General features: G+C 66.0%; 27 protein-coding genes and 1 riboswitch. Of the genes, 21 read left to right on the top strand and 6 right to left on the bottom strand.

The genetic code is table 11. From position 1 onward, the window contains the following. Positions 1–28 precede the first annotated feature (28 nt). From cobT to cbiB, 4 genes are all read left to right on the top strand, one after another. Positions 29–1,078, top strand: coding sequence for a nicotinate-nucleotide--dimethylbenzimidazole phosphoribosyltransferase (gene cobT / locus VHO05_RS07205; protein WP_329645925.1), 1,050 nt, complete (start codon positions 29–31; stop codon positions 1,076–1,078). Then, positions 1,075–1,677: a histidine phosphatase family protein gene (locus tag VHO05_RS07200; protein WP_329645924.1), complete on the top strand. Its 603-nt coding sequence runs from the start codon at positions 1,075–1,077 to the stop codon at positions 1,675–1,677. The genes cobT and VHO05_RS07200 overlap by 4 nt, the downstream gene beginning before the upstream one ends. After that, positions 1,674–2,393 (top strand): adenosylcobinamide-GDP ribazoletransferase, encoded by a 720-nt coding sequence (locus VHO05_RS07195; RefSeq protein WP_329645923.1) that lies wholly within the window; start codon positions 1,674–1,676, stop codon positions 2,391–2,393. The genes VHO05_RS07200 and VHO05_RS07195 overlap by 4 nt, the downstream gene beginning before the upstream one ends. A 70-nt stretch (positions 2,394–2,463) precedes the next feature. Then, the gene (cbiB, locus tag VHO05_RS07190) at positions 2,464–3,441 is read left to right on the top strand and encodes an adenosylcobinamide-phosphate synthase CbiB (RefSeq protein ID WP_329645922.1); all 978 of its coding nucleotides are present in this window, start codon (positions 2,464–2,466) and stop codon (positions 3,439–3,441) included. Here cbiB and VHO05_RS07185 read toward each other — a convergent pair. Genes VHO05_RS07185 through cobU form a run of 3 tightly spaced genes read right to left on the bottom strand, consistent with a single transcriptional unit; the run spans position 3,438 to position 6,088 of the window. Then, the gene (locus tag VHO05_RS07185) at positions 3,438–4,919 is read right to left on the bottom strand and encodes a cobyric acid synthase (RefSeq protein WP_329645921.1); all 1,482 of its coding nucleotides are present in this window, start codon (positions 4,917–4,919) and stop codon (positions 3,438–3,440) included. The two genes, cbiB and VHO05_RS07185, sit on opposite strands and share 4 nt — an antisense overlap. Before the next feature lie 13 nt (positions 4,920–4,932). Continuing rightward, positions 4,933–5,550, bottom strand: coding sequence for a cob(I)yrinic acid a,c-diamide adenosyltransferase (gene cobO / locus VHO05_RS07180; RefSeq protein ID WP_329645920.1), 618 nt, complete (start codon positions 5,548–5,550; stop codon positions 4,933–4,935). 10 nt (positions 5,551–5,560) lie between these two features. Next, a complete protein-coding gene (cobU, locus tag VHO05_RS07175) occupies positions 5,561–6,088 on the bottom strand; it encodes a bifunctional adenosylcobinamide kinase/adenosylcobinamide-phosphate guanylyltransferase (RefSeq protein WP_329645919.1) in 528 nt (175 codons plus the stop codon). 62 nt (positions 6,089–6,150) lie between these two features. Next, a riboswitch (cobalamin riboswitch) is annotated at positions 6,151–6,353 on the top strand. Positions 6,354–6,389: 36 nt separating this feature from the next. On the opposite strand from cobU, the gene VHO05_RS07170 reads away from it, so the two are divergent. Genes VHO05_RS07170 through cobJ form a run of 9 tightly spaced genes read left to right on the top strand, consistent with a single transcriptional unit; the run spans position 6,390 to position 15,694 of the window. Beyond that, positions 6,390–6,578: a CbtB domain-containing protein gene (locus tag VHO05_RS07170; protein WP_414653710.1), complete on the top strand. Its 189-nt coding sequence runs from the start codon at positions 6,390–6,392 to the stop codon at positions 6,576–6,578. A gap of 12 nt (positions 6,579–6,590) precedes the next feature. Continuing rightward, a complete protein-coding gene (locus tag VHO05_RS07165) occupies positions 6,591–7,367 on the top strand; it encodes a CbtA family protein (protein WP_329645918.1) in 777 nt (258 codons plus the stop codon). A gap of 8 nt (positions 7,368–7,375) precedes the next feature. Then, positions 7,376–7,816: a DUF1636 domain-containing protein gene (locus tag VHO05_RS07160; RefSeq protein ID WP_329645917.1), complete on the top strand. Its 441-nt coding sequence runs from the start codon at positions 7,376–7,378 to the stop codon at positions 7,814–7,816. After that, positions 7,813–8,847, top strand: a complete 1,035-nt coding sequence (gene cobW / locus VHO05_RS07155) for a cobalamin biosynthesis protein CobW (RefSeq protein WP_329645916.1) — start codon at positions 7,813–7,815, stop codon at positions 8,845–8,847. The genes VHO05_RS07160 and cobW overlap by 4 nt, the downstream gene beginning before the upstream one ends. Before the next feature lie 6 nt (positions 8,848–8,853). Then, entirely contained in the window at positions 8,854–12,270 is a 3,417-nt protein-coding gene (cobN, locus tag VHO05_RS07150; protein ID WP_329645915.1) for a cobaltochelatase subunit CobN, read from the top strand. Beyond that, complete coding sequence (cobG, locus tag VHO05_RS07145) at positions 12,267–13,532, top strand: precorrin-3B synthase (RefSeq protein WP_329645914.1); 1,266 nt, start codon at positions 12,267–12,269, stop codon at positions 13,530–13,532. Before cobN ends, cobG begins: the two co-directional genes overlap by 4 nt. After that, entirely contained in the window at positions 13,525–14,154 is a 630-nt protein-coding gene (locus tag VHO05_RS07140) for a precorrin-8X methylmutase (protein ID WP_329645913.1), read from the top strand. The genes cobG and VHO05_RS07140 overlap by 8 nt, the downstream gene beginning before the upstream one ends. Continuing rightward, complete coding sequence (locus tag VHO05_RS07135; protein WP_329645912.1) at positions 14,151–14,909, top strand: precorrin-2 C(20)-methyltransferase; 759 nt, start codon at positions 14,151–14,153, stop codon at positions 14,907–14,909. Before VHO05_RS07140 ends, VHO05_RS07135 begins: the two co-directional genes overlap by 4 nt. Next, the gene (gene cobJ / locus VHO05_RS07130; protein ID WP_329645911.1) at positions 14,906–15,694 is read left to right on the top strand and encodes a precorrin-3B C(17)-methyltransferase; all 789 of its coding nucleotides are present in this window, start codon (positions 14,906–14,908) and stop codon (positions 15,692–15,694) included. Before VHO05_RS07135 ends, cobJ begins: the two co-directional genes overlap by 4 nt. On the opposite strand, the gene VHO05_RS07125 is transcribed toward cobJ, so the two are convergent. Further along, on the bottom strand, positions 15,652–16,431 hold the full coding sequence (locus VHO05_RS07125; protein ID WP_329645910.1) for a cobalt-precorrin-6A reductase: 780 nt from the start codon (positions 16,429–16,431) through the stop codon (positions 15,652–15,654). The two genes, cobJ and VHO05_RS07125, sit on opposite strands and share 43 nt — an antisense overlap. On the opposite strand from VHO05_RS07125, the gene cbiE reads away from it, so the two are divergent. The 3 genes from cbiE to cobM are packed head-to-tail and all read left to right on the top strand — an operon-like array spanning position 16,430 to position 18,827. Next, positions 16,430–17,680: a precorrin-6y C5,15-methyltransferase (decarboxylating) subunit CbiE gene (cbiE, locus tag VHO05_RS07120; RefSeq protein WP_329645909.1), complete on the top strand. Its 1,251-nt coding sequence runs from the start codon at positions 16,430–16,432 to the stop codon at positions 17,678–17,680. The genes VHO05_RS07125 and cbiE overlap by 2 nt on opposite strands. Then, positions 17,677–18,069 carry a cobalamin biosynthesis protein gene (locus VHO05_RS07115; protein WP_329645908.1) on the top strand — a complete coding sequence of 131 codons (393 nt, stop codon included), beginning with the start codon at positions 17,677–17,679 and terminating at the stop codon, positions 18,067–18,069. The genes cbiE and VHO05_RS07115 overlap by 4 nt, the downstream gene beginning before the upstream one ends. Next, positions 18,066–18,827, top strand: coding sequence for a precorrin-4 C(11)-methyltransferase (cobM, locus tag VHO05_RS07110; protein ID WP_329645907.1), 762 nt, complete (start codon positions 18,066–18,068; stop codon positions 18,825–18,827). The genes VHO05_RS07115 and cobM overlap by 4 nt, the downstream gene beginning before the upstream one ends. Here the strand turns inward: cobM and VHO05_RS07105 are convergent. Next, positions 18,806–19,924, bottom strand: a complete 1,119-nt coding sequence (locus VHO05_RS07105) for a cobalt-precorrin-5B (C(1))-methyltransferase (RefSeq protein WP_329646181.1) — start codon at positions 19,922–19,924, stop codon at positions 18,806–18,808. The two genes, cobM and VHO05_RS07105, sit on opposite strands and share 22 nt — an antisense overlap. Positions 19,925–20,008: 84 nt before the next feature. Here VHO05_RS07105 and cobA point away from each other — a divergent pair, with 84 nt between their 5' ends. The 5 genes from cobA to VHO05_RS07080 all read left to right on the top strand — a co-directional run bounded on the left by cobA (position 20,009) and on the right by VHO05_RS07080 (position 23,900). After that, positions 20,009–20,800 carry a uroporphyrinogen-III C-methyltransferase gene (gene cobA, locus VHO05_RS07100; RefSeq protein ID WP_329645906.1) on the top strand — a complete coding sequence of 264 codons (792 nt, stop codon included), beginning with the start codon at positions 20,009–20,011 and terminating at the stop codon, positions 20,798–20,800. After that, the gene (locus VHO05_RS07095) at positions 20,797–22,128 is read left to right on the top strand and encodes a cobyrinate a,c-diamide synthase (RefSeq protein WP_329645905.1); all 1,332 of its coding nucleotides are present in this window, start codon (positions 20,797–20,799) and stop codon (positions 22,126–22,128) included. Before cobA ends, VHO05_RS07095 begins: the two co-directional genes overlap by 4 nt. After that, positions 22,128–22,781 (top strand): 5,6-dimethylbenzimidazole synthase, encoded by a 654-nt coding sequence (gene bluB, locus VHO05_RS07090; protein ID WP_329645904.1) that lies wholly within the window; start codon positions 22,128–22,130, stop codon positions 22,779–22,781. Before VHO05_RS07095 ends, bluB begins: the two co-directional genes overlap by 1 nt. An 86-nt stretch (positions 22,782–22,867) precedes the next feature. Next, a complete protein-coding gene (locus VHO05_RS07085) occupies positions 22,868–23,173 on the top strand; it encodes an ETC complex I subunit (protein ID WP_329645903.1) in 306 nt (101 codons plus the stop codon). Positions 23,174–23,267: 94 nt separating this feature from the next. After that, the gene (locus VHO05_RS07080) at positions 23,268–23,900 is read left to right on the top strand and encodes an Isoquinoline 1-oxidoreductase subunit (protein WP_329645902.1); all 633 of its coding nucleotides are present in this window, start codon (positions 23,268–23,270) and stop codon (positions 23,898–23,900) included. A 206-nt stretch (positions 23,901–24,106) separates the two neighbouring features. Here VHO05_RS07080 and VHO05_RS07075 read toward each other — a convergent pair whose 3' ends face one another. Then, entirely contained in the window at positions 24,107–25,174 is a 1,068-nt protein-coding gene (locus VHO05_RS07075; protein ID WP_329645901.1) for a phytase, read from the bottom strand. Positions 25,175–25,231: the final 57 nt, after the last annotated feature.

The following is a 25,231-nucleotide window of genomic DNA, read 5'->3' as shown; positions in this document are numbered from 1 at the left end:
AGCCCCTCACAACAGAACGCGAAGCAGTATGCAACTCGATTGGATCGAAGCGCCTTGTCCCGAGCCGTCCGCCCGTCACGAGGCGGCGGCGCGTGCACGTCAGGCCGTGCTCACCAAGCCCGCAGGTTCGCTGGGTGCGCTCGAGACGTTGGCGATCACGCTGGCAGGGTTGCAGGCGACGGATCGGCCGCGCGCCCAAAAGGCGCCGATCATTCTCTTCGCGGGCGATCACGGCGTGTCCGCGCAGAACGTGTCCGCCTATCCCTCGGCCGTAACCGTCGAAATGCTGAAGAACTTCGCGGCGGGCGGCGCGGCCGTGTCGGTCCTCGCCCGCGAGCTGGGGGTGCCGTTGACGGTCGTTGATGCGGGGACGCTGGCGGCGCATCCCTTGCCGGGCGTCGTAACCGACAAGCCACGTTCCGGCACACGCGATTTCACGGCCGAGCCCGCTATGACGGCCGACGAATGCGACGCCGCACTTGCCGCCGGACGACGGGCTGTAGAAGCGGCAGCGCCGGCCGACTTGCTGCTGTTCGGCGAAATGGGGATCGGCAACACGACGGCAGCCGCCGCGCTCGCCTCGGTTCTGCTCGCCAAGTCGCCTGGAGAAATAGCAGGCGCAGGTACGGGCCTCGATACCGCTGGCATCGCGCACAAGGTCCATGTGATCGAAACAGGTCTTGCCCGCCATACCCTCACGTTGGATGAACCACACCGTGCGCTGTCCTCTGTGGGAGGCCTCGAGATCGCGGCGCTGACAGGTGCCATCATCGCGTCGGCGCAAGCGGGCATCCCGGTTCTCGTTGATGGCTTCATCGTCACCGTCGCCGCGCTGACGGCGACACGGATCAATCCCTCGTGCCGGCCCTGGCTCATCTTCTCGCACCGCTCGGCGGAGCAGGGACATGGACTCATCCTCGATTCCCTCGCCGCGCGTCCGGTTTTGGATCTCAACCTTCGGCTTGGCGAAGGATCCGGCGCGGCAACGGCCCTCGCCGTGTTACGTCTCGCTTGCGCCCTTCACAACGGTATGGCGACTTTCGCGGAGGCGGCCGTGTCTGGCCGCACGGAGGCATGACGCGGGTCGACTTCATCCGCCATGGGGCGACCGACCTCGGTGACGCACTTCTCGGCCGGTCCGATCCGCCCTTGTCGGACGTGGGACGTCAGGCTGTCGCACGCCAGCTTGCGGGCCGCACTTGGGCGGCCATCGTCGCCTCGCCGCTCTCGCGCGCCAAGCAATCGGCCGACATCGCGGCCGACGCCTGCGGCCTCGAGCCGGAGATCGATCCCGCATGGCGTGAGATCGACTTCGGCGATTGGGACGGCCAGCCGCGCAGTGTGCTGGCGGCCGATGCGCGATTCGGTGCTTTCCGCGCCAACCCGGACGCCAACCCGCCGCCCAACGGCGAGCCGATGGAGAACGTCCGCGCGCGCGTCGAAGCCGCCTTGTTGCGCCTTGCCGTGCGCGATACCGGAACGATCCTTGTGGTCGCGCACGGGGGGAGCATCCGCATGGCGTTGTCGGTCCTGCTCGCGCTTCCGCTAGATCGCCTCTGGTCCATACGCATAGACGCCGCGACGCGCATCACCGTCGAGATGGGCAGAGACCCCAAGCACGGTCTTTGGGGCGAGATTATCGAGATCGCGCAGCCTGGGTGGGAGAGGGCCGCATGACAGGCTTGTTCGTGGCCCTCGCATTCATGACCCGACTGCCGACACCGCGTCTGCCTGCGGACAGCAACCTTGCGTCCGCTGCACCATGGCTGCCGGTTGTCGGTGCCATCGTAGGCGGTCTGGTGACCATCGCGGTGGCGCTCGGGAGCGGAGTAAGCCCCTGGATCGGCGCGCTCCTGGGTCTCCTCGCTTGGATTCTCGTGACAGGTGGCCTCCACGTCGAAGGCCTGGGAGACGTTGCCGACGGGCTCGGCGCCGCGCACGGAAATCGGGAGCGCTTCATCGAGGTTGCGCGCGATCCGCATCTCGGCGGTTTCGGCGCCATCGCCATCGCCCTGCAACTTCTCACCAAGCTCGTGTTGCTCGCGGTCTTGGCCGAGCGGGCAACGTTGGGTGAACTCGTGGCAAGCCTCGCCCTTGTTGCGGCCTGGGCGCGGTGGGCACCGCTTGCGCTAGGGCTTGCGGTTCCGCCGCTGGGGGAAGGTATGGCAAGCCGGTTCGTGGCCGGGATAGACCAGCGCGTCGTTGGTCTCGAAGCGGTTGTCCTGGCAATCGCCACGCTCGTCGTCGCCCCAGTCTTGCTGGCGGCACTCCCCTTGACGGCTGTTCTCGCTCTTTATTGGCGCGTCCGCGTCGGCGGCATGAACGGCGATTGCCACGGCGCAAGCATCGAGGTCATGGAATCGGCGTTGTTGTTCCTCTTGCTGTTGGTCTGACACGCGTGTTCCGCCGGCGCGTGACCTGTGTTAGCACCCGGACGGAGCACTTCTTCCCGCAGAGACCTCGATGACGTTTGCGCTGACTTTCCTCGCCCTCTTCATTGAGGCCCTTGCGGGCTACCCGCAGGCGCTCCTGGCGCGCGTCGGTCACCCGGTGACATGGATCGGCGCGCTCATCGCACGGGCGGAGCACGTCTGGAACGAGGGACACCTGTCGTTTCCGAGAGCCCGGTTGCGCGGTATCCTGGCCTTGGCCACGATCCTTCTTGTCACCGGTTCCGTTGTCGTCCTGATCGACCACGCGATCACTCTCGTCCTCCCGGTTCTGCTTGCGCTCCTTGTGAAGGCCGTTCTGGCAAGCACGCTGCTCGCGGCGCGGAGTCTCGACGAGCACGTCTCCGACGTTGCTGAGGCCTTGGAAAGCCGTGGCCTTGCCGGCGGCCGCCAGGCTGTGTCGCGGATCGTCGGCCGAGATCCCCAAACCCTGGACGAAGCGGGCGTATCGCGCGCAGCCATCGAAAGCTTGGCCGAGAATTTCTCCGATGGCGTCGTGGCGCCGACGTTCTGGCTCGTGCTCGGCGGTCTGCCCGGTTGCGCGCTCTACAAGGCAATCAACACGGCCGACAGCATGATCGGGCACAAGTCCGAGCGCTACCTCGCATTCGGATGGGCCGCTGCGAAACTTGATGATCTCGTCAATCTCCCAGCCTCGCGTCTCTCCGCGATTTGGCTCATCGCGGCGGCACGTCTGATGCCCGGCGCGGATTGGCGGGCCGCCGCGTTGAGCGCGTTGAGCGATGCTCCGCGCCACCGCTCGCCGAACGCCGGATGGCCTGAAGCGGCTATGGCCGGGGCGCTCGGTCTCGCGCTCGCAGGCCCGCGCAGCTACGGTGGCAAGCCCGTCGACGACGCTTGGATGGGTTCGGGGCGCCGGGAAGCGACTGCCGCCGACATTCACCGCGCGCTTCGGCTTTACCGCATCGCCTACGTGATCCAGGCGGCCACCATCGGCCTGTTTGCGCTGATCGCGCTCCTGCTGTTCTAGACCGGAAGCTTGGGGATCTGGGCCAGCGCTAAAAGCGCGTCGCAGTCCACGTGCCGCTCGAGGTGGGCGGCGAGCGCGTCGAGCGTCGCGTCGACGTCATTCTCATAGTGAAGCGCCGAAGCATCGGCATCGATCCGCGCCAGCCACGCCGCGCGCTGGGCATCGTCCGCAAAGAGGCCATGCACGTAGCAGCCGGAGATGCGCCCGGTCTCGCTCACTGCGCCGTCCGGCCGCCCATCGGAAAATCGTACGAGCGGATGCTGCGTCCCGGCGCCCGTCGTTTTGCCGACATGCATCTCGTAGCCTTTGAATGGGGCATCGCTGTCGACCGATATGCCCTCGACCTCGTGCAGCGCCTTGTCGCCCAGCATCGTCGTTTCGATATCGAGATAGCCAAGACCGCTAACCGTCTGCGGTGCGCCTTCGATGCCGCCGGGATCGCTGACGGACTTACCGAGCATCTGATACCCGCCGCAGATGCCGAGCACATGGCCGCCGCGCCGGACGTGTGCCGCGATGTCGACGTCCCAGCCCGTTTCGCGCAGCGACGCGAGATCGGCAATGGTCGCTTTGGAACCGGGAAGCACGATGAGGCGCGCTTCAGCGGGCACCACGTCGCCGGGCCGTAGGAAGACGATATCGACGTTCGGCTCCAACCGAAGCGGATCGAAGTCGTCGAAGTTGGAAACGCGCGGGTAGGCGAGCACGGCGATAAGCGGCTTGCCCGAGACAGCGGTGCGGCGCAGCCCATCGAGACCGAGCGCATCTTCTGCTGGGAGTCGATCCGCGCCCGCGAAGTAGGGAACGAGGCCGAGCGATTTCCATCCCGTCAGTCGCGCGATGGCCGTCATACCTTCGGCAAACAGCACCGGATCGCCGCGGAACTTGTTGACCAGAAACCCGCGCACCATCGCGGCATCGTCCGGCGCGAGCACGGCCTTCGTGCCGGCGAGGCTCGCGATCACGCCGCCCCGGTCGATGTCCCCGATCAGTACGATCGGCACATTGGCAGCGCGCGCAAAACCCACATTCGCGATATCGCCGACCCGCAAGTTGATCTCCGATAGCGAGCCCGCCCCCTCGACGAGCACGAGATCCGCGTCCCGCGCGAGGCGTCCGAAGCTGTCGAGAACCGACGTCATGAGCTGAGGCTTCATGTCCTGATAGGCACGCGCCTTCGCGGTTCCAATGACGCGTCCCTGGACGACGACCTGGGCCCCGATCTCGCTTTGCGGCTTCAGGAGCACCGGGTTCATGTGCACAGTTGGAGCCACACCCGCCGCGCGCGCCTGCAGCGCCTGCGCCCGGCCGATCTCGCCACCGTCCGCCGTCACCGCGGCGTTGTTGGACATATTTTGTGGCTTGAACGGACGCACGGTGAGGCCGCGATTGCGGAACGCGCGCGCCAACCCGGCGACGATCAGCGATTTGCCGACGTCGGATCCGGTGCCGGCGAGCATGATCGCCCGTGCTGTCATCGACGCGCCGCCCTCAGAACTCGATGCCTTCCTGCGCGCGCACGCCAGCCGCGAAATGATGCTTGATCGGCGTCATCTCAGTCACGAGATCGGCCGCTTCGATCAGCTCTGCCTTCGCGTTGCGGCCCGTGACGACGACATGCAAGTCGGGACGCCGCGCGGTGAGGCCGGCGAGCACTTTCGCGAGGTCCAGATGATCGTACCGGAGCGAAATGTTGAGCTCGTCCAGGATGACAAGCCGGATCGTGGGATCGGCGATAAGCTCGAGCGCCTTGTCCCAGGCGCGTTCCGCTGCCGCGACGTCACGCGCGCGATCCTGTGTCTCCCACGTGAAGCCTTCGCCGAGTGTGTACCAGACGACCTGATCGCCGAACGTCTCGATGGCTTTCCGCTCGCCGGTTTCCCACGCACCCTTGCCGAACTGCACGATGCCGCAGCGGAACCCGCGCCCGAGCGCCCTCAGCAGTAAACCCCACGCAGCCGTCGACTTGCCCTTGCCCTTGCCGGTGTGGACGATGAGCAGGCCCTTCTCGACCTTTTTCGACTCGACTTCGGCGTCCTGGATCGCCTTGCGGTTGGCCATCTTGGCCTTGTGCCGCGCTTCGTCCGCGCTTTCGTTCTCAGTCGACATGGAGAGCTCCTCAGGGTTGCTTGAGGGTGAGGGGGAGGCCGGCCGCAACCAGCACGACAGTGTCGGCCAGCGCCGCGACCGCCGTATTGAGACGGCCTTGTTCGTCGCGAAAACGACGGGCCAACGCGTTCTCTGGCACGATACCCAGGCCCACTTCGTTCGACACCGCGACGATCGGCCCGCGGGCTTCGCGGAGGGTGTCGATCAGCGTCGCACGCTCAGCCGCCACGTCCCGGTCTGCGAGCATCACGTTGGTCAGCCAGAGCGTCAAACAGTCGATCAGCATCGGGCGGGACTCGGCGTCGTCGCTCCGGATGAAGTCGGCGAGGTCGAAGGGCACTTCGCGCGTCTCCCACCCCGGCCCCCGGCGTGCGACGTGGAGTGCGATCCGCTGTGTCATCTCGGCATCCCGGGCCTCTCCGGTCGCCACGTAGAGCCAAGGCGCCGGGCAGGAGGTCACAAGGCCTTCGGCAAAATGGCTCTTTCCCGAGCGGGCGCCGCCGAGGACGAGGGTCAAGCGGGGGAGGGGGGCGGCCATGAGGTGTCAGGTCCGGGGCGGCTTGGATGTGGCAACTGTTTGACAGGGCTCGCTCGCAAAGGCTATCTCAAACAGTCGACGGTGCGCCGCGAGGCGCTGAAATGGGAATCCCGGTGAAGGGTGCGTCTTAACCCTGATTCCGGAGCTGCCCCCGCAACTGTAAGCGGCTAGACCGATCCTCAACTGTGCCACTGGCCTCGGCCGGGAAGGCGAGGGCGGTCGGGGAGCCGCAAGCCAGGAGACCGGCCTTCGCATCCCTGAACCCGAACGGCCGCCGGTGGGGTGGCTAAGGAGGCACGTCTTGACGACCCAAGCTCAACCGACCCAAGCCATCACCCTCGAGCAGGATCGCACCCAGGTGCTGCGCGCCGCCCTCGTCGCCATGACGTTTGGCGCCGTGCTCGTCTTCACGGTGGGTTTTGCGCATCCGTCCACGATCCACAACGCGGCCCACGATACGCGTCACTCTCTCAGCTTCCCCTGCCACTGAGCGAGGCTCGACATGATCACGCGTGTTCTCTCGGCCGGGCTACTGGCCGGGCTCGTCGCCGGTTTGGCGATTGCCCTACTGCAGAATTTCACCACGACACCGCTCATTCTCGAAGCTGAGACATACGAGAACGCTGCCCCCGAAAAGACGGCCTACGGCCCCGCAAAGCTCGTGCTGGCCTCCGCCGATGCTTCGTCGCTTCCTCTAATCCTGGTTCACGGCCCCGAAGGGCACGGCGATCACGGCGAGGAAGCTTGGGCACCGGCCGACGGCGCTGAGCGCATCGTCTACACGAGCATCGCCACCATCGGCGCGTCGGTCGGCTTCGCGTTCCTGTTGCTCGCAGCAATGCTGATCGCGGGTGATCGCATCGATGAGCGCCAGGCCATGGTCTGGGCTGCTGCGGGGTTTGCCGCCACGGGGCTTGCGCCAGCAGTAGGGCTGTCGCCGGAACTACCGGGAATGGTTGCTGCCGATCTCGTATCGCGCCAGGGTTGGTGGCTGCTGACAGCGCTGAGCACCGCAGCCGCCCTTTGGCTATTCCTGCGCAACGACAGCGTGGCCATGCGGGCGCTCGCGGTCGTGCTTCTGCTGGCGCCTCACGTCATTGGCGCGCCGCACGTCATGGATGCGGACGCGTCGAAGGTGCCGGCCGAGCTGGCAGCGCGCTTTGCGGCAACGTCGCTCGCGGTTCACGCTGCGCTTTGGCTCGCAACGGGTTTTGCGGTCGGCGCGATCTGGCCGCGGCTGGCAGGAGTCGGCGCCTCGGTTGGCGTCGCTAAAACTTGACAGCGCCCGTGAAAATCGAGGTGGACGGTGCCACTGCGGCCACCGCCACCATTTTCGTCTGCACCACATGCCGACGGAAGCGCGAGGATGTGCCAGAGGGTTTCGATCTGCCCGGAACGGATCTGGTCAAAGCCCTCGAAGGCGAGATCGAGCGCACCGCCGCCGCCGGGTTAACCGTAACGCCGGTCGAGTGTCTTGCCGTTTGCAAGCGCCCCTGTACGGTGGCGCTCGTTGGGCCGGGCAAGTGGACATACCTCGTCGGCGATCTCGAGACGGAAGCCCACACTGGTGAGATCGTCTCGGCTGCTCTCGCGTTCGCACGCTCGGAGACGGGCATCGTCCCCTGGAAGGAGCGGCCGCAGTCGTTCCGCCGTGGCGTCGTTGCCCGCATTCCGCCGCTTGGATTTGTGTCGTTCCCGCCGGACCCCCCGAAACCGGAGACCACATGACTTCGCTTGCTAAAGTGCCCTGCACCATCGTGACCGGCTTTCTCGGCGCCGGAAAGACGACCCTCGTCCGTCATGTCCTCGGCAACGCGGGCGGCCGCCGCCTCGCGGTGATCGTCAATGAGTTCGGCGACGTCGGCGTCGACGGCGAGATCCTGAAGGGCTGCGGCGACGACAGTTGCCCAGAGGATCGCATCGTCGAGCTCTCGAACGGCTGCCTCTGCTGCACCGTGGCCGACGAGTTCGTGCCCGCGCTAACCTCGCTGTTGTCGCTCCCCGAGCCGCCGGAGCATATCGTCATCGAGACCTCCGGTCTCGCGTTGCCGAAGCCGCTCGTGCAGGCCTTCAACTGGCCCGAGATCGCCGGCCGCGTGACGGTCGACGGCGTCGTGGCCGTGGTCGACGGCAAGGCCGTCGCCGAGGGCCGCTTTGCCGATGATCCCGACGCCGTCGCACAGCAGCGCGCCGAAGATAGCTCTCTCGACCACGACAACCCGTTGGAGGAGGTCTTCGAGGACCAGCTCCTCTGCGCCGATCTCGTGGTGATGAACAAGACCGACCTCATGTCGGCCGTCGAAATCGAGGAAGTCGTGCGCGAGATCCGCGGCACGCTCCCCCGCGCCGTGAAGGTCGTGGAGACCCAGGGTGGCAAGCTCGACCCGGCCGTACTCCTGGGCCTCGGCGCCGCGGCAGAGGCCGATCTGGCGTCGCGTCCCTCCCATCATGATGCCGAAGGCGAGCACGACCACGACGACTTCGACACTTTTATCGTCGACATCCCAGCGACAGCCTCGCCGGAAAGCTTTGTTGCCCGCCTCGCCGCAACCGCCGAGAGGCATGATATTCTCCGCATGAAAGGCTTCGCCGAGGTCACCGGCAAGCCGATGCGCCTCCTGGTTCAGGGCGTCGGCGCGCGCTTTCAGAGTCAGTTCGACCGCCCGTGGCGTTCGGACGAAGCGCGCCAGGGTCGCCTGGTGGTGATCGGCGAGAAGGGCCTCGACGTGGACGCCATCCGCGCGATGATCCTGGACTGAGGTCGTATGCATGTCCTCGCGACAGAGGCTCTGACACTTGATGAGACCGATGTCGCGATAGACCTCGGCCAGTCGCCGGCCGATGTCGTGCTGCTGTCCTTCAGCGACAGCGATCTATCCGCAGCCGCAGCCGCCTGGAAGGCCGGGCGCGCGGAGCTTCCCACGTTGCGGCTCGCGAGCCTCAAGCGCCTGCGCCATCCCATGTCGGTCGATCTCTACATCGACTCTGTGGTGGCGCACGCGAAGGCCGTCGTGGTGCGTGCGTTGGGCGGCCTCGATGCCTGGCGCTATGGGTTTGAGCGCATCGCCACGGTGGCGAAGCAGAAGGGCATCGTGTTTGTCGCGCTGCCGGGCTGCGACCGCCCTGATCCGCGACTCATGGGTTTCGGAACCACGCCGGATGAGGCAGCGGCATTCATCGACCGCGCGTTTCGCGCAGGCGGCAGCAGCAATGTCGGAGCTGCGCTGGTGCGCGTTGCATCGCTGATCGAACGCGCCGCGCCGCAACGTGAAGTTCTTCCCATCGGCGCTGCCACCGCCATGCGCGCCGACGGGACTGCCGTTGCATGCGACGAGGCAGCAAAGGAAGGCGACCCTCGACCGTCGGCTCTGATTGTCTTCTACCGAGCGCAGCTTCTTTCGGCCGACACCAAGCCGGTTTCGGAATTGATGGGGGCCATCGAGCGGGAGGGCCTTGCGCCGATCGCGGTTGCCGTATCGAGCCTCAAGGATCCGGACGTCGCTGGGGACATTGAACGCATAATCCGCGACCGGCGCCCCTCTGTGATCCTCAACGCGACTGCCTTCTCGGCGACGCGCGAGGACGGCACCACAGTGCTCGACGAAGCAAACGTGCCGGTGCTGCAAGTGGTCCTGGCGGGTGTATCGCGCGAGGCCTGGGCCGGATCTGTTCGTGGCCTCGCGCCGACCGACATTGCGATGCACGTCGTCCTGCCTGAACTCGACGGCCGGATCCTGACGCGCGCCATCGCGCACAAGGCTGAGACCGAGCAAGACAAAGATCTCGAATATGCAACCGTTGCCTTCGCTCCCGATAGCGGACGCATCGCCCACGTCGCGAAGCTGGCGCGCGCCTGGGCCAACCTGTCCCTCAAGGCGGCGGCAGAGAAACGCGTCGCAGTCATCCTCTCGGACTATCCCGCACGCGGCGGGCGCACTGGTTACGCAGTGGGTCTCGATACGTCCGAAAGCGCAGCCGAGATCCTGATGCTTCTCGAACGCGAAGGCTACGCCACCGGTAAAGTGGATTGGCAGGGCGGAGACGTTGCACCTCTCTTGAACGGGACCGCAAGAGACGTGGCCGTTCCAGTCGCCCAATATGAAGAATGGCTATCGAAGCTGCCCGAAGGCGTTCGTACGGCCCTTGCCGATACCTGGGGCGCACCCACTGCCGATCCGCTCGTAGTCAACGGCGCATTCAGTTTCCCTGTCGTCCGCGCCGGCAACATTACTGTTGCCCTGCAGCCCGAGCGCGGGCGGTTGGAGGATAGAAAGCAGAGCTACCACGACATCGCCAGCCCGCCGCGCCACGCGTACGTCGCCTTCTACGCCTGGCTGCGCGAGCAGGAACGTATCGATGCCATGGTCCACCTCGGCACCCACGGCACACTGGAATGGCTGCCGGGCAAAGCGCTCGCTCTCTCGGAAACTTGTTTCCCGGAAACCGTGCTCGGCGCCGTGCCGGTCGTCTATCCCTTCATCGTCAACAACCCCGGCGAGGCCGTGCAGGCTAAGCGCCGCATCGGCGCGGTCACTATCGGCCACCTGACACCGCCGCTCTCGCTTGCGGGTCTCAATGGCCCCTTGGCCGAGTTGGAAGGATTGATCGAGGAGTATTCAGAAGCCGACGGCGTCGACCGCCGCCGCGTCACGCTCCTCGAAGCAGAAATCGTCGAACGCGCGTGGCGCTCCGGGCTCGCGGCGGACTGCGGGTTGTCGCGCGAAGACACGCCGCGCGCGGCCGTTGCCAAGCTCGATGCCCAGCTTTGCGACATCAAGGAGCTTGCTGTCCGAGACCGTTTGCACGTGTTTGGTCGCGCGCCGGATGCCGCAGCGCACGCCGATCTTACGTCGTCTATTGCGGCAGCCGCCAACCTCGCACCTGCGGATCTTGTTCCCTTGATTGCAGGCTCCGTTGCGTGCGAGCGCACAAGTTTTGTCGCCGCCTTGGCAGGCAAGCGTGTCGCGCCTGGTCCTGCAGGCGCTCCGTCGCGCGGGCGCGCCGACGTGCTGCCCACCGGCCGCAATCTCACGACCATCGATCCGCGCGCAATCCCGACGCGAACGGCTGCCATCGTCGGCGCCCGCAGCGCGGACGAGATTGTCCGGCGCTACCTCCAGGATCAGGGCGACTATCCCAAAGCGCTTGTCATGGACCTGTGGGCGTCGGCCTCGCTGCGCACCGGCGGCGATGACCTCGCGCAGGCCCTCGCGTTTCTCGGCGTGAGGCCGACCTGGGACACCGCCTCGCAACGCGTGACCGGCATTGAGGTCATCCCCGAGCCGAAGCTCGCACGTCCGCGCATCGACGTGACGCTGCGCATCTCGGGGCTGTTCCGGGACATCTTCGCCAGTCAGATCGCACTCTTCGAGATGGCGGTCGGTCTCGTGGCCAGTCTCGACGAGGACGACTCCTGGAACCCGCTCGCCGCGGCGCGTCGTGCGGGTGAAAGCCTCGATCGCATCTTCGGAGCGGCCCCCGGCGTTTATGGCGCTGGAGCGGCCCACCTCGCGCTCGACGGCGACTGGCAACAGCAATCCGATATCGGCGAGGCCTATCTCGCCTCCTCGTCGCACGCTTTCGGCAATCATGACCGGGTCACGCCTGCAGCCGGCCAATTCCGCGAGCGCGTGCGCGTGTCGGACGCTCTGGTTCACACCCAGGATGACCGCGAGCGCGACATCCTGGACACCGATGACGTCGCCGATTTCGTCGGCGGCTATGCGGCGGCCGCCGCGCTTGTCGGCCGCAAGGCGGCGCTCTATCACCTCGACACCAGTCGCCCGGAAGCGCCGCGCGTGCGCACCGTCGCTGAGGAGGTGACCCGCATCGTGCGCGGCCGCCTCACGAATCCGCGCTGGATTTCGGGTATGATGAGGCATGGTCATCGCGGCGTGGCCGAGATCGCCCAGGGCATCGATGCGCTCTATGCCTTCGCCGCGACGGCCCGCCTCGTGCCGTCCCATCAGTTCGATGCCGTCCACGATGCGATCTTCCACGACGAAGCGACGGCGGATGCCATCGCCGAGGCAAATCCTGCCGCCGCCGCCGCTATGGCCGCGCGCCTCGAAGAGGCGATTGCGCGCGGGCTCTGGACGCCGCGCCGCAACGCCGTGGGGACCGAGTTGGCACGCATGCATTCTGGCAAAACGCGGCGCGGACGCGTGGAGGCTGCACAATGACAGCGGCAGCAAGAAAGCCCGAGCCGCGCGGCGCCTGTCCGGGCGCCCTTCGCCCGATGCAAAGCGGCGACGGGCTGATCGTGCGTGTGCGGCCCCACGCGGGTGCGCTACCCGTGGCGAGCCTTATCAAACTTGCTCAGGCCGCGTCTCATCTGGGCAATGGGGAAATCGATCTGACGCGGCGCGCGAACTTGCAGCTTCGCGGACTTGATGCCTCCGGCCTTGATGAGCTTTACGAAACTCTGAGCCAGCTCGGTCTCCTCGATGAGACCCCGGAAGCGGAATCGATCCGCAATATCTTGGTGAGCCCTCTAGTGGGCCGTGATCCGTCCGAGCTGATCGATGTCCGAGAAACGGTGAGTGAGCTCGAGCGGCTTCTCGCGCGCGATGAGCGTCTTTGGGTACTCCCGCCCAAGTTCGGTTTTGTCGTTGATGGCGGCGGGATGTTTTCGCTCGACGGCGAGCGGGCAGACATCCGGCTGAGCGCAATCGATCGTTCCCATTTTGCGGTCGGCGTCGACAGCGCGCAGGGAACGTCATGGCTGGGGCGTGTGTCGGTCACTGAAGCTGCCACGGCAGTCACGCGCGCGGCGGAGATTTTCGCGGAAACGTTGAAAATCGGAACGCGCGCGCGGATGCGAGACGCCTCGACGGATATCCGCAACCAAATCGCGGCGACGCTGGGGTCGCAAGCCGAACGCCCCACCGTGCGGCCATCGGATCGGCGACTTGGGCTGATCGACCTGGGAGAAAAGGGCGTGGCGGTGGGATTCGGAATCCCCTTCGGCCGTCTCACAGCTGGAATGGCGCGGGCTATCGCAACGGCGGCGCAGGCAAGTGGCGCCGATGAGATCCATCTTTCGCCTTGGCGCTCTCTTTACGTACCCTTGGAAAATCGTGCAGCGGCGAGAGCTGTCCTTGCCTCTGCCGCGCGCCAAAGATTAGTGACGAGAAGCGACGACCCGATCGCCGCGATAGACGCCTGTCCGGGCTATCCTGCCTGTGCCTCAGCCTGCGTTGAGACCAGAAAGGCCGCGCGGCGTTTGGCGGCGATGCTGCCGAGCCTCGGCATCAAGTCTGCCCACATTTCCGGATGCGCAAAGGGCTGCGCACGCTCGGCAAAAGCGGAATTGGTACTGGTCGGTGGAGAGAGTGATTTCGGCATCGTACGCAACGGCCACGCCGATGATCCACCTGAAGCACGTGTCTCGTCCAATCTCGATGATCTTCCAACGCGACTACGGAACCTGACCCATGGCTGAGCGCGACTACATCAAGGACGGCGCCGCCATATACGCGCGCTCTTTCTCCATCATTCGGGCGGAGTCTGATCTCGCGCGCTTTCAAGGCGCGGCAGAGAAGGTTGCTGTGCGCATGATCCATGCATCCGGCATGGTGGAATTGGCTGCCGACATCGAAATGTCGGACGACTTCGCCGATACCGCCCGAGCGGCTTTGCAGGCCGGCGCCCCAATCCTGTGCGATGCGAAGATGGTTGCGCAGGGCATCACGCGCAGCCGCCTTCCGGCCACCAACGCCGTCATCTGCACGCTGGACGATCCGGGTGTGCCCGAGCTGGCCGAAAAGCTTGGCACGACGCGCTCGGCCGCTGCGATGGAGCTGTGGCGGCCGCATCTTGCCGGCGCTGTCGTTGCGATCGGAAATGCCCCGACGTCGCTGTTCTATCTTTTGGAGATGCTCGATGCAGGCGCGCCTGCACCGGCGGCGGTCATCGGCGTCCCCGTGGGATTTGTAGGCGCTGCTGAATCCAAGGACGCACTCGCAGCCGACGGCCGCGTGCCGTGGCTGATCGTGAAGGGCCGCAAGGGCGGCAGCGCCATGGCCGTGGCGGCCGTCAACGCATTGGCGAGCGAGAAAGAATGATGACGCTGGAAGCCATCGGCGGAACGGCCAAAGGCGGCACGCTCTACGGCATCGGCGTCGGCCCCGGCGACGTGCGCTATCTCACGCTGCGTGCTGCAGGGCTGATCGGCTCGGTCGATGTAATCGCCTATTTCGCTAAGGCCGGGCGCGAGGGACATGCGCGCCGCATCGTCTCGCCGCTGCTCAACGGCAAGCGGCCCGAGGAAAAGCTCGAGTACCCGGTAACGGACGAGTTTGCCGTCGCCGATGCGCGCTATCACGAGCCGATCTCAGCATTCTATCGCGACGCCGCTGACCGGCTGACCAGCCACCTTGCAGCGGGCCGATCCGTGGGGCTGCTCGCGGAGGGCGATCCCTTCTTCTTCGGCTCCTTCATGCACATGTGGCATCGCCTGGAAGGGCGCTTTCCCGTCGAGGTGGTTCCGGGCGTCACCGGCATGTCGGGTTGCTGGACGCGCGCCAACACGCCGATCACCTGGGGCGATGACACGTTGACGGTTCTGGCTGGCACCCTCGACGAAGCGACACTGACGCGCCGCCTAAGCGATACTGAAGCCGCCGTGATCATGAAGGTCGGCCGCAATCTCGCAAAGGTGCGCCGGGCCATCGACGCGGCGGGCTGCCTCGACCGCGCCATCTACATCGAACGCGGCACCATGGAAGGCGAACGCATCGTGCCGCTCGCCGAGATAACGGATGAGGCCGGCCCGTATTTCGCAATCATCCTCGTTCCCGGCAACGGGAGGCGCATATGAGCGCACCGCGCGACAAAGGTTGGCTCACGGTCATCGGCCTAGGGCCGGGCGGGCCGCACCTGACAACGCCCGCTGTCATGAACGTGATCTCTGAAGCCACCGATCTCGTCGGCTATGGGCCCTATCTCGATCGGATCGAGGGCCAAGAGCCCAGCCAGCGCCGCCATGCGTCCGACAACCGCGTCGAGGTCGAGCGCGCAGGCGAGGCTTTACGTCTCGCCGCCGAGGGGCGCCGCGTTGCGGTCGTGTCGGGAGGTGACCCCGGCGTGTTCGCCATGGCAGCCGCCGTGTTCGAAGCCATCGAAGCTGGAGATCCGGCTTGGCGAAATATAGATGTCCGCGTCGAGCCTGGCGTGACGGCGATGCTCGCTGCAGCGGCCGAAGTCGGCGCCCCGCTTGGAGGCGACTTCTGCGCCATCTCGCTGTCGGACAATCTCAAGAGCTGGGCGACCATAACACGCCGCCTTGCAGCCGCCGCTCAAGCGGACTTCGTGATCGCGCTCTACAACCCGGCCTCGCGCGCGCGTCCCCATCAGCTTGGCGAGGCGTTCGAGCTTCTACGCGGGCTCAAGAGCGGGGACGATCTGGTGATGTTCGTACGTGCAGCAGGCACGAAAGAGGCGCGAGTCAAGCTGACGACGCTCGCCGAGGCCGATGCGGCCGATGCTGACATGCGCACCGTGGTCATCATCGGCTCGAGCCAGACGCGGACCATCGACCGTCCGGACGCGCAGCCCTGGGTCTACACGCCGCGCCGTGAAATGGTGGGGGAGGGCGGGGCGTGAGGGTCGATCTCCCCAAGCCAAGCGATTGCGTCGACCGGACGCGCGAGCCGGACGCCTGCGGGCTTGTGAGGGCGCGCGACCATCACGACGGACAATTCAAGTGCGCGCGCGGCGGCGATCTTGGCGTAGGTTTCGTCACCGCCCGAGTTCTTGGAGACGAGCACGGCGATACGCTGCTCGGACAAGAAGGCTGTCTCCGCGCTGACATCGAATGGCGGCCGCGCCTGGACGAGCGTGAAGTCCGGTGGCAGCGCAACGCCCTGCGGAGGATCGATGGTCCGGGCGATGTAGCTGTGCTGCGGCACCGTTGCGAAAGCGCCGAGTTCCTGCCGGCCCACCGTGAGAAAGACCCGGCGCGGTTCCGTGCCGAGAGCGTCTGCGGCCGCATGCACATCGGCGACCGTGGTCCAGCGATCTCCTTCGATCTCGCGCCACGGCTCACGCTGGAGCGAGCCGAGGGGCAACCCGGTCTCTTGAGCGGCGGCAACCGCGTTGGCCGAGATGTTGGCCGCGAACGGATGCGTCGCGTCAATCAGAGCCGCGAAGCCGCCGTCCTTGAGGAAGCGAGCCAAGCCGTCTGCGCCGCCGAAACCACCGCTGCGGACGGGCACCGGAAGCGCAGCCGGATTGGCCGTGCGTCCGGCCAGCGACAGGAGCACATCGAAGCGCGCGTCGCCGCTGAGCAGCGTCGCCAACGTTCGAGCTTCGCGCGTGCCGCCGAGAATGAGGATGCGCATGCCGTATCCTGAGACCATATCCGCCGACAGAGACATAGCCGGATTGCGCTGGCTGTCCATCATCGGCATTGGGGAAGATGGCCTCGACGGACTTTCGCCGCAGGCACGACGCCTCGTTTCCGAAGCGGAGCTGGTCGTCGGCGGCTCCCGTCACCTGGCGATGGCAGCGATCCTGATCCGTGGCGAAACGCTCGTCTGGCCAAGCCCGATCGACACGGCGTTTCCGGCCATTCTTGCGCGACGCGGTAAGCCAGTTGCGGTGCTGGCGTCAGGCGATCCGTTCAACTATGGCATCGGCAAGCAGCTCGCGGCCATTGTGGTGGTCGATGAAATGATCTCGTTGCCGCAGCCGTCGGCATTCAGCCTCGCCGCCTCCCGTCTCGGATGGGCGCTGCAGGATGTGGCGGCAGTCACGCTTCACGGGCGTCCGCTCGAAAATCTGATCCGTGTTCTCCATCCCGGCCGGCGGATCCTCGCGCTCTCATGGGACGGCACGACACCCGGAAAGGTGAAGGAGCTGCTCGTCTCGCGGGGACTGGGTCGGTCGCGCGCAACCGTGCTCGAACGCATGGGTGGCCCGGCCGAGCGCCAGCGCAGCGGCACGGCCGAGACGCTAGATACCGCGGATGTCGATCCGCTCAACGTCATCGCAATCGAGGTTGCGGGCGACGCGAGAAGCCTGATCATTCCGCGAGCATTCGGTCTCGATGATGCGCTGTTTGAAACAGACGGCCAGCTCACCAAGCGTGAAATCCGCGCCATCGTGTTGTCATCGCTCGCGCCACGGTACGGCGAGCGCCTGTGGGACATCGGTCTTGGTTCCGGTTCGATCGCGATCGAGTGGTTACTGGCCGATCCGTCGCTCAGCGCCATAGGCATCGAGGAACGTCCTGACCGCGCCGCGCGTGCCAAGCGCAACGCGCTCGCACTCGGAGCACCAGCCCTTCAAGTCATTGAAGGACGCGCGCCCGCTGCACTGGCCGGACTTCCTCAGCCGGATGCGGTGTTCGTCGGCGGCGGCATCACGAACGATGGCGTCTTCGAAGCCGCGTGGGACGCGCTCAAACCCGGTGGACGGTTCGTCGCCAATGCCGTGACCCTCGAGGCCGAAGCACGCCTCGCGGCCCTCAACGCGGCCCACGGCGGAGACCTGATCCGCTTCGCGATCTCCCGTGCCGAGCCGCTGGGTGGCATGACCGGATGGCGTCCTGCCCTTCCGATCACGCACTGGAGGGCCGTAAAGCCATGATCGTCGCCGGCATCGGCTGCCGCAAAGGCACGAGCAGCGCCGAGATCGAAGCCGCCGTGGACGCGGCTCTCATGACGTGCGGACTTGCGCGTGCGCGGCTTGATGCATTGGCTACGCACGCTAGCAAGCGGGACGAGCCCGGAATATGCGCGCTCGCAGACGGTTTGCAGTTGCGGCTTCTAGCCTTCACCGCCGAGGAGATGGCGCGCCACGCGCCGAATGTGGAAACCGTCTCGCAGCGCGTCGTCGAGCTGATGGGCGTGCCGTCGGTCGCCGAGGCGTCAGCACTTGCAGGCGCCGGGCGCGGCTCGCGACTGCTGGCGCCGCGTATCTCCCATGAGGGCGCAACCTGCGCCATTGCCGAAGGTGAGGGAGAATCCCGCCCATGACCGTGCATTTCATCGGCGCCGGTCCCGGTGCCGCCGATCTCATCACCGTGCGCGGGCGCGATCTCATTGCCCGATGCCCGGTCTGCCTCTACGCGGGCTCGCTCGTACCAAAAGCGCTCTTGGAGCATTGCCCGCCGGGCGCTCGCATCGTCGACAGCGCGCCCATGGCGCTCGACGAGATCGTGACCGAACTCCGCAACGCCACGGCGCAGGGCCTGGACGTCGCGCGCCTCCACTCCGGAGATCTCTCGATCTGGAGTGCGCTGGGCGAGCAACTGCGCAGGCTCGATGTCGAAAAGATCCCGTACACGGTGACACCTGGCGTCCCGTCCTTCGCCGCCGCCGCCGCTGCCCTCAAACGCGAGCTGACGCTGCCGGAAGTTGCCCAGTCCCTCGTGCTGACGCGCACGCCGGGCCGCGCTTCCGCGATGCCGGAAGGCGAAAAGCTTGCAACCTTCGCCGCGACAGGAGCCACGCTGGCGATCCATCTGTCGATCCACGTTCTCGCAGAAACCGTCGCCGAGCTGATCCCGCACTATGGCGCCGATTGCCCGGTCGCCATCGTCTATCGCGCCAGCTGGCCGGACGAGCGCATCGTTCGCGGCACGCTCGCGACCATCGTTGAGAGCTTTGCCGAGACTCCGATGGAGCGTACGGCGCTAATCCTTGTCGGCCGCTCCCTGGCAACGGACGACTTCCGCGAGAGCGCGCTTTACGATGTGAGCTATCAGCGCCGTTACCGCGGGAGGGGCGAATGAACGGGACGCACTTCCGTGCGTCCGGCCAACGCGCCAGCGCGGTCGAAGATCACGACGTCGAGCGCGATGTCCGCTTCGCCAAGCGCCGCCGCTGCCGTGCGCCAGGCCTCCGCAGCCACGAGATCGCCGAGCGGGACGGCTGCGCGTCGCGCATCGTCGAGCACGAGCTGCGCGGTATTCGCCTCGCGCGCAGCCGCACTCAGTGCAACAGGTGCACCGTACCGGACCAGAAGATCAGCCAGCCACTCGCGATCGACCGCTCCGCGCTTCGAATGGAGATCGAGCAGTCCCTGGCCGAGCTTCGTCATCTTGGCGAAGCCGCCGGCGATGGTGACGCGCGCGACGGGGTTACGCTTCAGATATTTCAGCATGCCCCCGACGAAGTCGCCCATGTCGATGAGAGCGCCTTCGCTGAGCCCGTACAACCTTTGCACAGCCGCCTCGGACGTGTTTCCGGTCGAGCCCGCCACGTGCGTGAGACCGGTCGCACGCGCCACGTCGATGCCGCGATGAATGGAGTGGATCCACGCCGCGCACGAGTAGGGCACGACGATGCCGGTCGTGCCGAGAATGGAAATGCCGCCGATGATGCCGAGGCGTGCATTGAGAGTTTTCTCGGCCAGAACCGCGCCATTTGGAACCGAGATGGTGATCACAACGTCGCCGGATGCGCCGAACCGCTCCGCCGCTTCGCGGATGGTCGTGCGCATCATGTCGCGCGGTACCGGGTTGATGGCCGGCTCGCCGGGTGCGAGCGGCAACCCGGGCTTGGTCACGGTCCCGACGCCAAGGCCCGCCCGGAACACGACGCCGGTGCCTGGGGAGCCGAATGCGACGGTCGCCTGGATCAGAGCGCCATGTGTCACATCCGGATCGTCACCCGCGTCCTTAACCACGCCGGCCGTCGCCGCCTCTCCGCTGCGTTCGAACGTCGCGATGGCAAAAGACGGACGCGCGCCATTCGGCAGTGTAATCTCGACCGACGCGGGAGAAACTCCGGTCAGCAGGGCCTCATAGGCAGCACGGGTTGCGGCGGTTGCGCAGGCACCCGTCGTCCAGCCCCGCCGCAAGGGGCCGGGCGGCACATCGCCCAGCATGTCGTCGCTCTCGCTCAACCTGCTCTATCCTGAGTATCGTCTCTCAACGCACCATCGCAGAAGCTCGAACCTGATACACCACGCATGGATTTTCCGCCGGACATCTTTCCGACCTTCCCGGACATGGCGCCGGGCGAAGTTTGGCTCGTTGGTGCCGGGCCGGGCGATCCGCGGCTGCTCACCGTCATGGCCATCCATGCGCTGCGCTCCGCCGACTGTATTATCCACGACGCGCTTGTCGATACGCGCATCCTTCGTCTCGCACGCGAAGGCGCGGAAATCCACTTTGCAGGGAAGCGCGGCGGCAAGCCGTCCCCACACCAGCGCGACATCAACGAGCTGATTGTCGCCGAGGCGAGGAAGAAAAAGCGCGTCCTGCGCCTCAAGGGCGGCGATCCGTTCGTTTTTGGCCGCGGCGGGGAGGAGGCCAGGGCTCTCGTGCGCGAAGGCATTCCTTTCCGCGTCGTTCCGGGCCTCACGTCCGGGCTGGCCGCCCCCGCGCTGGCCGGCATTCCCGCGACCACGCGCGAGACGAACCACGCCGTCATTCTCGCCGCAGGCCATCGCGCCGATGACGACAGTGCGCCGGGGGCGTGGGAAGCGCTTGCCGCCACGGGCCAGCCGATCATCCTCTACATGGCGCTGGCGCAACTGCCTCAGATCACGGCGGCCTTCCTGCGCGGCGGCCTTGCCCCAGAAACTCCGGCCGCTGTCATCTCGCACGCGACGGGCGAGGAGGAACGCATCCTGGAAACCCGGCTTGGCGATCTTGCCGCCGAGGTAAAAGCGAGGGGCATCGAAGCGCCCGCCGTCATCGTCGTCGGCGCCAATGCCGCGCTCCGCAGCGTGCTCGCGCCGGGCATGGTGCGCCCATGACCGAACCGAGCCCGCCCGGCCTGATCATCGCCGCGCCGAGCTCGGGTTCCGGCAAAACAACGATTGCACTCGGGTTGATGCGGGCCTTCGCCCGTATGGGAAGGGTTGTTCAGCCATTCAAATGCGGCCCGGACTATATCGATCCGGCGTTTCATACCGCAGCAGCGCGCCGCGCCTCGCATAACCTCGACACGTGGGCCATGCGCCGACCCATCATCGAGGAAATCGTCGCGCGCGAAAGCGCTGGAGCGGACATCGTCATTTCCGAAGGTGTGATGGGCCTGTTTGATGGCGTAGCGGAACCCGGCCAGACAGCCCGCGCGTCGACCGCAGATCTCGCCGCGCTCACCCGTTGGCCGGTCGTGCTCGTGCTCGACGTGGCCGGTCAGGCCGAGACGGCTGCCGCGCTGGCGCTCGGATGCGCGCGCTACCGCGATGACATCGAAATCGCGGGCGTGATCTTGAACCAGGTGGCGAGTGCGCGTCATGCGGGCCTGATCACGCCGGCCCTGGCGGACGTGGGTCTTCGCTGCTTTGGCGCAATGCCTCGCGACGCAGAGCTCTCGCTGCCGGAACGGCATCTCGGGCTTGTCCAGGCGGGCGAGACAGCGGAACTGGATGCGAAGCTGGATCGCATCGCAGACGCCATCGCAAAGTCGATCGATCTCGACGCAATCATCGCATCCGCGCGGGCCACGCGCTTGCCGACCTCCGGAGGCGCGCAGGTTCACTTGCCGCCGCCGGGGCAGCGCATCGGGCTGGCACAGGATCGGGCCTTCGCCTTCGTCTATCCGCATATCCTCTCTGCTTGGCGCAGCGCGGGCGCCGAGATCCGTCCGTTTTCACCGCTCGCCGACGAAGCTCCTGATTCCTCGGCAGATGCCGTCTGGCTGCCCGGCGGCTATCCGGAGCTGCACGCCGGGGTGCTGGCGGCAGCGTCACGTTTCCAGACCGGTCTCAAGGTTCTCGCGGCGAAGGGCGTGGCGATCCATGGCGAGTGCGGCGGCTACATGGTGCTCGGTGCCGGGCTCGAAGATGCGGATGGCGCACGCCACGCCATGACCGGTCTGCTCGGCGTCGAGACCTCATTCGCGAAGCGCAAGCTGCACCTGGGCTACCGGCGCGCACGGCTGTTGGCTCCGTCGGCGCTGGGACCGGCCGGCACGGAGGTTTTCGGCCACGAGTTCCACTACGCGGCGCTTTCCGCCAACCCGGACGAGCCCCTCGTTGCTGCAGAGGACGCACGCCGCGCGGCTGTCGCAGAATGCGGCTCCCGGCGCGGATCAGTGTCGGGCACGTTCTTCCATGTCATCGATCGGGCTGCGTGATGACAGATACCCGCGAGACCTCACCCGACTTCGGTCCCGGCTTTGTCGCCGCGTTTCGCGATCTCGTGCTCTGGCGGCGCGACGTGAGGCGCTTCCGCACCGATCCTCTTCCTGATGGTCTCGTCGAACGCCTGATTGATCTCGCCTGCCACGCGCCGTCGGTGGGAAATTGCCAGCCCTGGCGTTTCGCGCTGGTGGATGCACCGGAACGTCGCGTCGCCGTACGGGACTCGTTCCGCCGTGCCAACCAGTCGGCCCTCGAGGGCTACGATGGTGAATCGCGAGCCCTCTATGCCCGCCTGAAGCTCGAAGGTCTCGAAGCGGCTCCCGTCCAGCTCGCGGTCTTCGCCGATGAGACGACCGAACGCGGCGCGGGGCTCGGCCGGCAGACGATGCCCGAAACGTTGCGCTACTCCGTCGTCGGCGCAATTCACACGCTCTGGCTCGCCGCGCGCGCCGAGGGTGTTGGTCTCGGCTGGATCTCGATCCTGGAACCGGACGTCGTAACTAAGGCATTGGATGTTCCAGACAATTGGCGTCTCGTCGCCTACCTGTGCCTTGGTTACCCGGTGGAAGAGCACCTTGATCCCGAGCTGGAGCGCGCCGGATGGCAGTCCCGTGCGCAGCATGTGGACTTTATTCTGCGCAGGTAGTGCGCCGCGTCCCAATGGCAGGCTTGTTTCGCCCTCGCGGCAGGGGTATGGACAGACCATCGCCAATCGAGAGTCGAGGTTTTCCCGTGACGGCGCGCATCTTCAAGCCGGCCAAGACGGCTATGCAATCCGGCCTTGCCCGCACCAAGGAATGGCTGCTGGAGCATGAAGCCCGTGTGCCCCGCCAGATTGATCCCCTCATGGGCTGGACGAGCTCGGCTGACACGTCCACCCAGGTGCGCCTCGAATTCGACACCAAAGAAGAAGCCATCGCCTACGCCGAGCGCAATGGCATTCCTTACCGCCTGGACGAGCCGAAGCCGCGCGAGCTCGTCCGCAAGTCCTATGCCGACAACTTCAAATTCGGCCGTATAGGCGCCTGGACGCACTGAACGCGCACAGTTTTTGTGCGGCGCTCCGTGCCCCGTGAACCATTTATCGCTTCGGCCGTTTAGCCCTTCACAGGTGGCGTGAGAAGGCTGAGCGATGACCAGCGCGCGCGGATATGTCTCCACTTTGCTGTCCGGCCTTTGTGCCACGCTGCTCGCATCGTTTGCGGGCTGGTCCGTCTCCGCCGGCATTCCGGCAAGCTCGAAACCGCTCAAGCCCGTATCCGCCTTCGACGGCATCCCCAACAACGATGCACGTGCCGTCGCGTTGTTCACCGAAGCCGGCCGCGTCCTTCAGCATCCGCGCTGCGTCAACTGCCACCCCGCCGGAAACCGTCCCGCCCAAGGCATGGACAGCCACCCGCATCAACCCATGGTGATACGCGGCGAGGACGGTCTAGGGGCTATCGGTATGCGCTGCACGACCTGCCACGGCCCCGCAAACTTCAACCCGGGGAAAGTCCCCGGACATCCACAGTGGCACGTCGCGCCCATCGAGATGGCGTGGATGGGGAAGTCGCTCGGTGAGATCTGCGAGCAGATCAAAGATCCGAAACGCAACGGCGGCAAATCGATGGCGGAACTCGTCAACCATATGGCTGAGGACTCGCTCGTCGGATGGGGCTGGGCACCGGGCAGGGGACGCGAGCCCGCGCCGGGCACGCAGAAAGAATTCGGCGAGTTGATCAAAGCCTGGGCCGACGCGGGCGCCGCCTGCCCGAAATCCTAATCCGCTTCGCGAGCGACGCGACCTCGGCGCTACTCGCGGTCTCTTGCGGCTGGCTCACGGCCTTGAAAAACGTGCGCCCGAAACGGTCGGCCAAGGCACCAATGACCCTCTTAGTTTTACCTTGCTGATTGCGGAGCCCGCGACCCGGCCGGCCTAATGCCTTTCGGCAAGGACGGTCGGGGTCGCGGTGGCCGTGTCGAAGCGGTCTATTGGGTCGGGATCTTCTCGAGGATCGCGGCCCACGACACGATCTTGAAGTTCTGCGCCGTGCCACCCGCGTTCTCATCGTCTTGCGCAACGAGAACACCCTTCGGGAAATCCGGGCCGAAGTCTCCGGTCGTGACGGCGACGCCATCGGTTCCCGTCACAGCATCGATGCCGAGCGTCGCGTTCTCTGCAATGCGAAAGCGCGCGACGAGTTTTTCATGGGGAAGCGAGAACAAGGCGAACGTGCTGTTGCCCTGGATCGAGGCGACGAGATAGCCCCCGCTCTCGCCATCGGTAGCAAGCGTTAGCCCTTCGACATCCGCAACGATCTGCGTGCCGTCGACAGGCGCGATCATGACGCGTTCGGAGCCGGCCTCTGGCTCCGCACCGTAGCGCCAGATGCCCTTCAGTTCCTCGGCGATGTAAAGCTTGCCCGACCGGTCGTCAGCAACGCAGCCTTCAGCGATGGAGCCGACCGACAAGCTGCGCACAAGTGCGGCGTCCACGTCACCGGTGTCACGCGTCTTGAGCTCGAACTGGCGCACCTCGCCTGTTTTGCCTGTCACGAAAGCATAGAGTTTCGAGCTGGCGCGGCTGCGATAGAGGCACATCCCGTAGGGATCGCCGACTTCAGCCGCGACGAAAGAGTTTTTGAGGTGAGAGACGGCGAGCGTTTCGGGATCGAGCAGGAAGAACGTAACGCCGAGCTGCGTGCGGTCGCTCGCCGCGATGAGCACGCGTTGCTTGCCTCCCACCATCCAGCCGTCGCGCAGGTCGACGTTGTTCATCCGACCCACCGGGAAGAACTCTTTTGTCTGACCCTTCAGATCGAGCACGAACAGGCCGGCCTTTTTGTCCGTCGCGAAGATGAGGCTCTGGGCGGGATTGGCTGCATTGCGCCAGATTTCTGCGTCGTCAGCTGCATCGCCGTTGTCCTGCACGGCGACCGTTTCGACAGAGGCAGGTACGTCGAACACAGGAGCGGACGCAACCGGCGTGTCGCTCTGCGCGTGCGCAACAAAGCCAACCGCCATAGATGCGATCAGCACGAGAAAAGCACGTGTCATCTTTATGAGTCCTAGGATGATAGCTGATTTCTGAGAATGGGCTTTGAGCCGCGAGAC

This window comes from Hyphomicrobium sp. (assembly GCF_036262015.1).
In the GTDB taxonomy this organism is placed as follows: Bacteria; Pseudomonadota; Alphaproteobacteria; order Rhizobiales; family Hyphomicrobiaceae; genus Hyphomicrobium_C.
The sequence above is the reverse complement of the archived record's forward strand: the minus strand, read 5'-3'. Positions and strand labels throughout refer to the sequence as shown.

Excerpts from the sequence above, each read along its gene's own strand:
- cobO (WP_329645920.1), bottom strand. The coding sequence starts at position 5,550 with ATGTCGACTGAGAACGAAAGCGCGGACGAAGCGCGGCACAAGGCCAAG.
- VHO05_RS07080 (WP_329645902.1), top strand. The coding sequence starts at position 23,268 with ATGACCAGCGCGCGCGGATATGTCTCCACTTTGCTGTCCGGCCTTTGT.
- cbiB (WP_329645922.1), top strand. The coding sequence starts at position 2,464 with ATGACGTTTGCGCTGACTTTCCTCGCCCTCTTCATTGAGGCCCTTGCG.
- VHO05_RS07165 (WP_329645918.1), top strand. The coding sequence starts at position 6,591 with ATGATCACGCGTGTTCTCTCGGCCGGGCTACTGGCCGGGCTCGTCGCC.
- cobN (WP_329645915.1), top strand. The coding sequence starts at position 8,854 with ATGCATGTCCTCGCGACAGAGGCTCTGACACTTGATGAGACCGATGTC.
- VHO05_RS07115 (WP_329645908.1), top strand. The coding sequence starts at position 17,677 with ATGATCGTCGCCGGCATCGGCTGCCGCAAAGGCACGAGCAGCGCCGAG.
- VHO05_RS07135 (WP_329645912.1), top strand. The coding sequence starts at position 14,151 with ATGATGACGCTGGAAGCCATCGGCGGAACGGCCAAAGGCGGCACGCTC.
- VHO05_RS07195 (WP_329645923.1), top strand. The coding sequence starts at position 1,674 with ATGACAGGCTTGTTCGTGGCCCTCGCATTCATGACCCGACTGCCGACA.
- cbiE (WP_329645909.1), top strand. The coding sequence starts at position 16,430 with ATGCCGTATCCTGAGACCATATCCGCCGACAGAGACATAGCCGGATTG.
- VHO05_RS07125 (WP_329645910.1), bottom strand. The coding sequence starts at position 16,431 with ATGCGCATCCTCATTCTCGGCGGCACGCGCGAAGCTCGAACGTTGGCG.
- VHO05_RS07105 (WP_329646181.1), bottom strand. The coding sequence starts at position 19,924 with ATGCTGGGCGATGTGCCGCCCGGCCCCTTGCGGCGGGGCTGGACGACG.
- cobA (WP_329645906.1), top strand. The coding sequence starts at position 20,009 with ATGGATTTTCCGCCGGACATCTTTCCGACCTTCCCGGACATGGCGCCG.
- cobU (WP_329645919.1), bottom strand. The coding sequence starts at position 6,088 with ATGGCCGCCCCCCTCCCCCGCTTGACCCTCGTCCTCGGCGGCGCCCGC.
- cobJ (WP_329645911.1), top strand. The coding sequence starts at position 14,906 with ATGAGCGCACCGCGCGACAAAGGTTGGCTCACGGTCATCGGCCTAGGG.
- bluB (WP_329645904.1), top strand. The coding sequence starts at position 22,128 with ATGACAGATACCCGCGAGACCTCACCCGACTTCGGTCCCGGCTTTGTC.
- cobT (WP_329645925.1), top strand. The coding sequence starts at position 29 with ATGCAACTCGATTGGATCGAAGCGCCTTGTCCCGAGCCGTCCGCCCGT.
- cobG (WP_329645914.1), top strand. The coding sequence starts at position 12,267 with ATGACAGCGGCAGCAAGAAAGCCCGAGCCGCGCGGCGCCTGTCCGGGC.
- cobW (WP_329645916.1), top strand. The coding sequence starts at position 7,813 with ATGACTTCGCTTGCTAAAGTGCCCTGCACCATCGTGACCGGCTTTCTC.
- VHO05_RS07095 (WP_329645905.1), top strand. The coding sequence starts at position 20,797 with ATGACCGAACCGAGCCCGCCCGGCCTGATCATCGCCGCGCCGAGCTCG.
- VHO05_RS07200 (WP_329645924.1), top strand. The coding sequence starts at position 1,075 with ATGACGCGGGTCGACTTCATCCGCCATGGGGCGACCGACCTCGGTGAC.
- VHO05_RS07185 (WP_329645921.1), bottom strand. The coding sequence starts at position 4,919 with ATGACAGCACGGGCGATCATGCTCGCCGGCACCGGATCCGACGTCGGC.
- VHO05_RS07140 (WP_329645913.1), top strand. The coding sequence starts at position 13,525 with ATGGCTGAGCGCGACTACATCAAGGACGGCGCCGCCATATACGCGCGC.
- cobM (WP_329645907.1), top strand. The coding sequence starts at position 18,066 with ATGACCGTGCATTTCATCGGCGCCGGTCCCGGTGCCGCCGATCTCATC.
- VHO05_RS07075 (WP_329645901.1), bottom strand. The coding sequence starts at position 25,174 with ATGACACGTGCTTTTCTCGTGCTGATCGCATCTATGGCGGTTGGCTTT.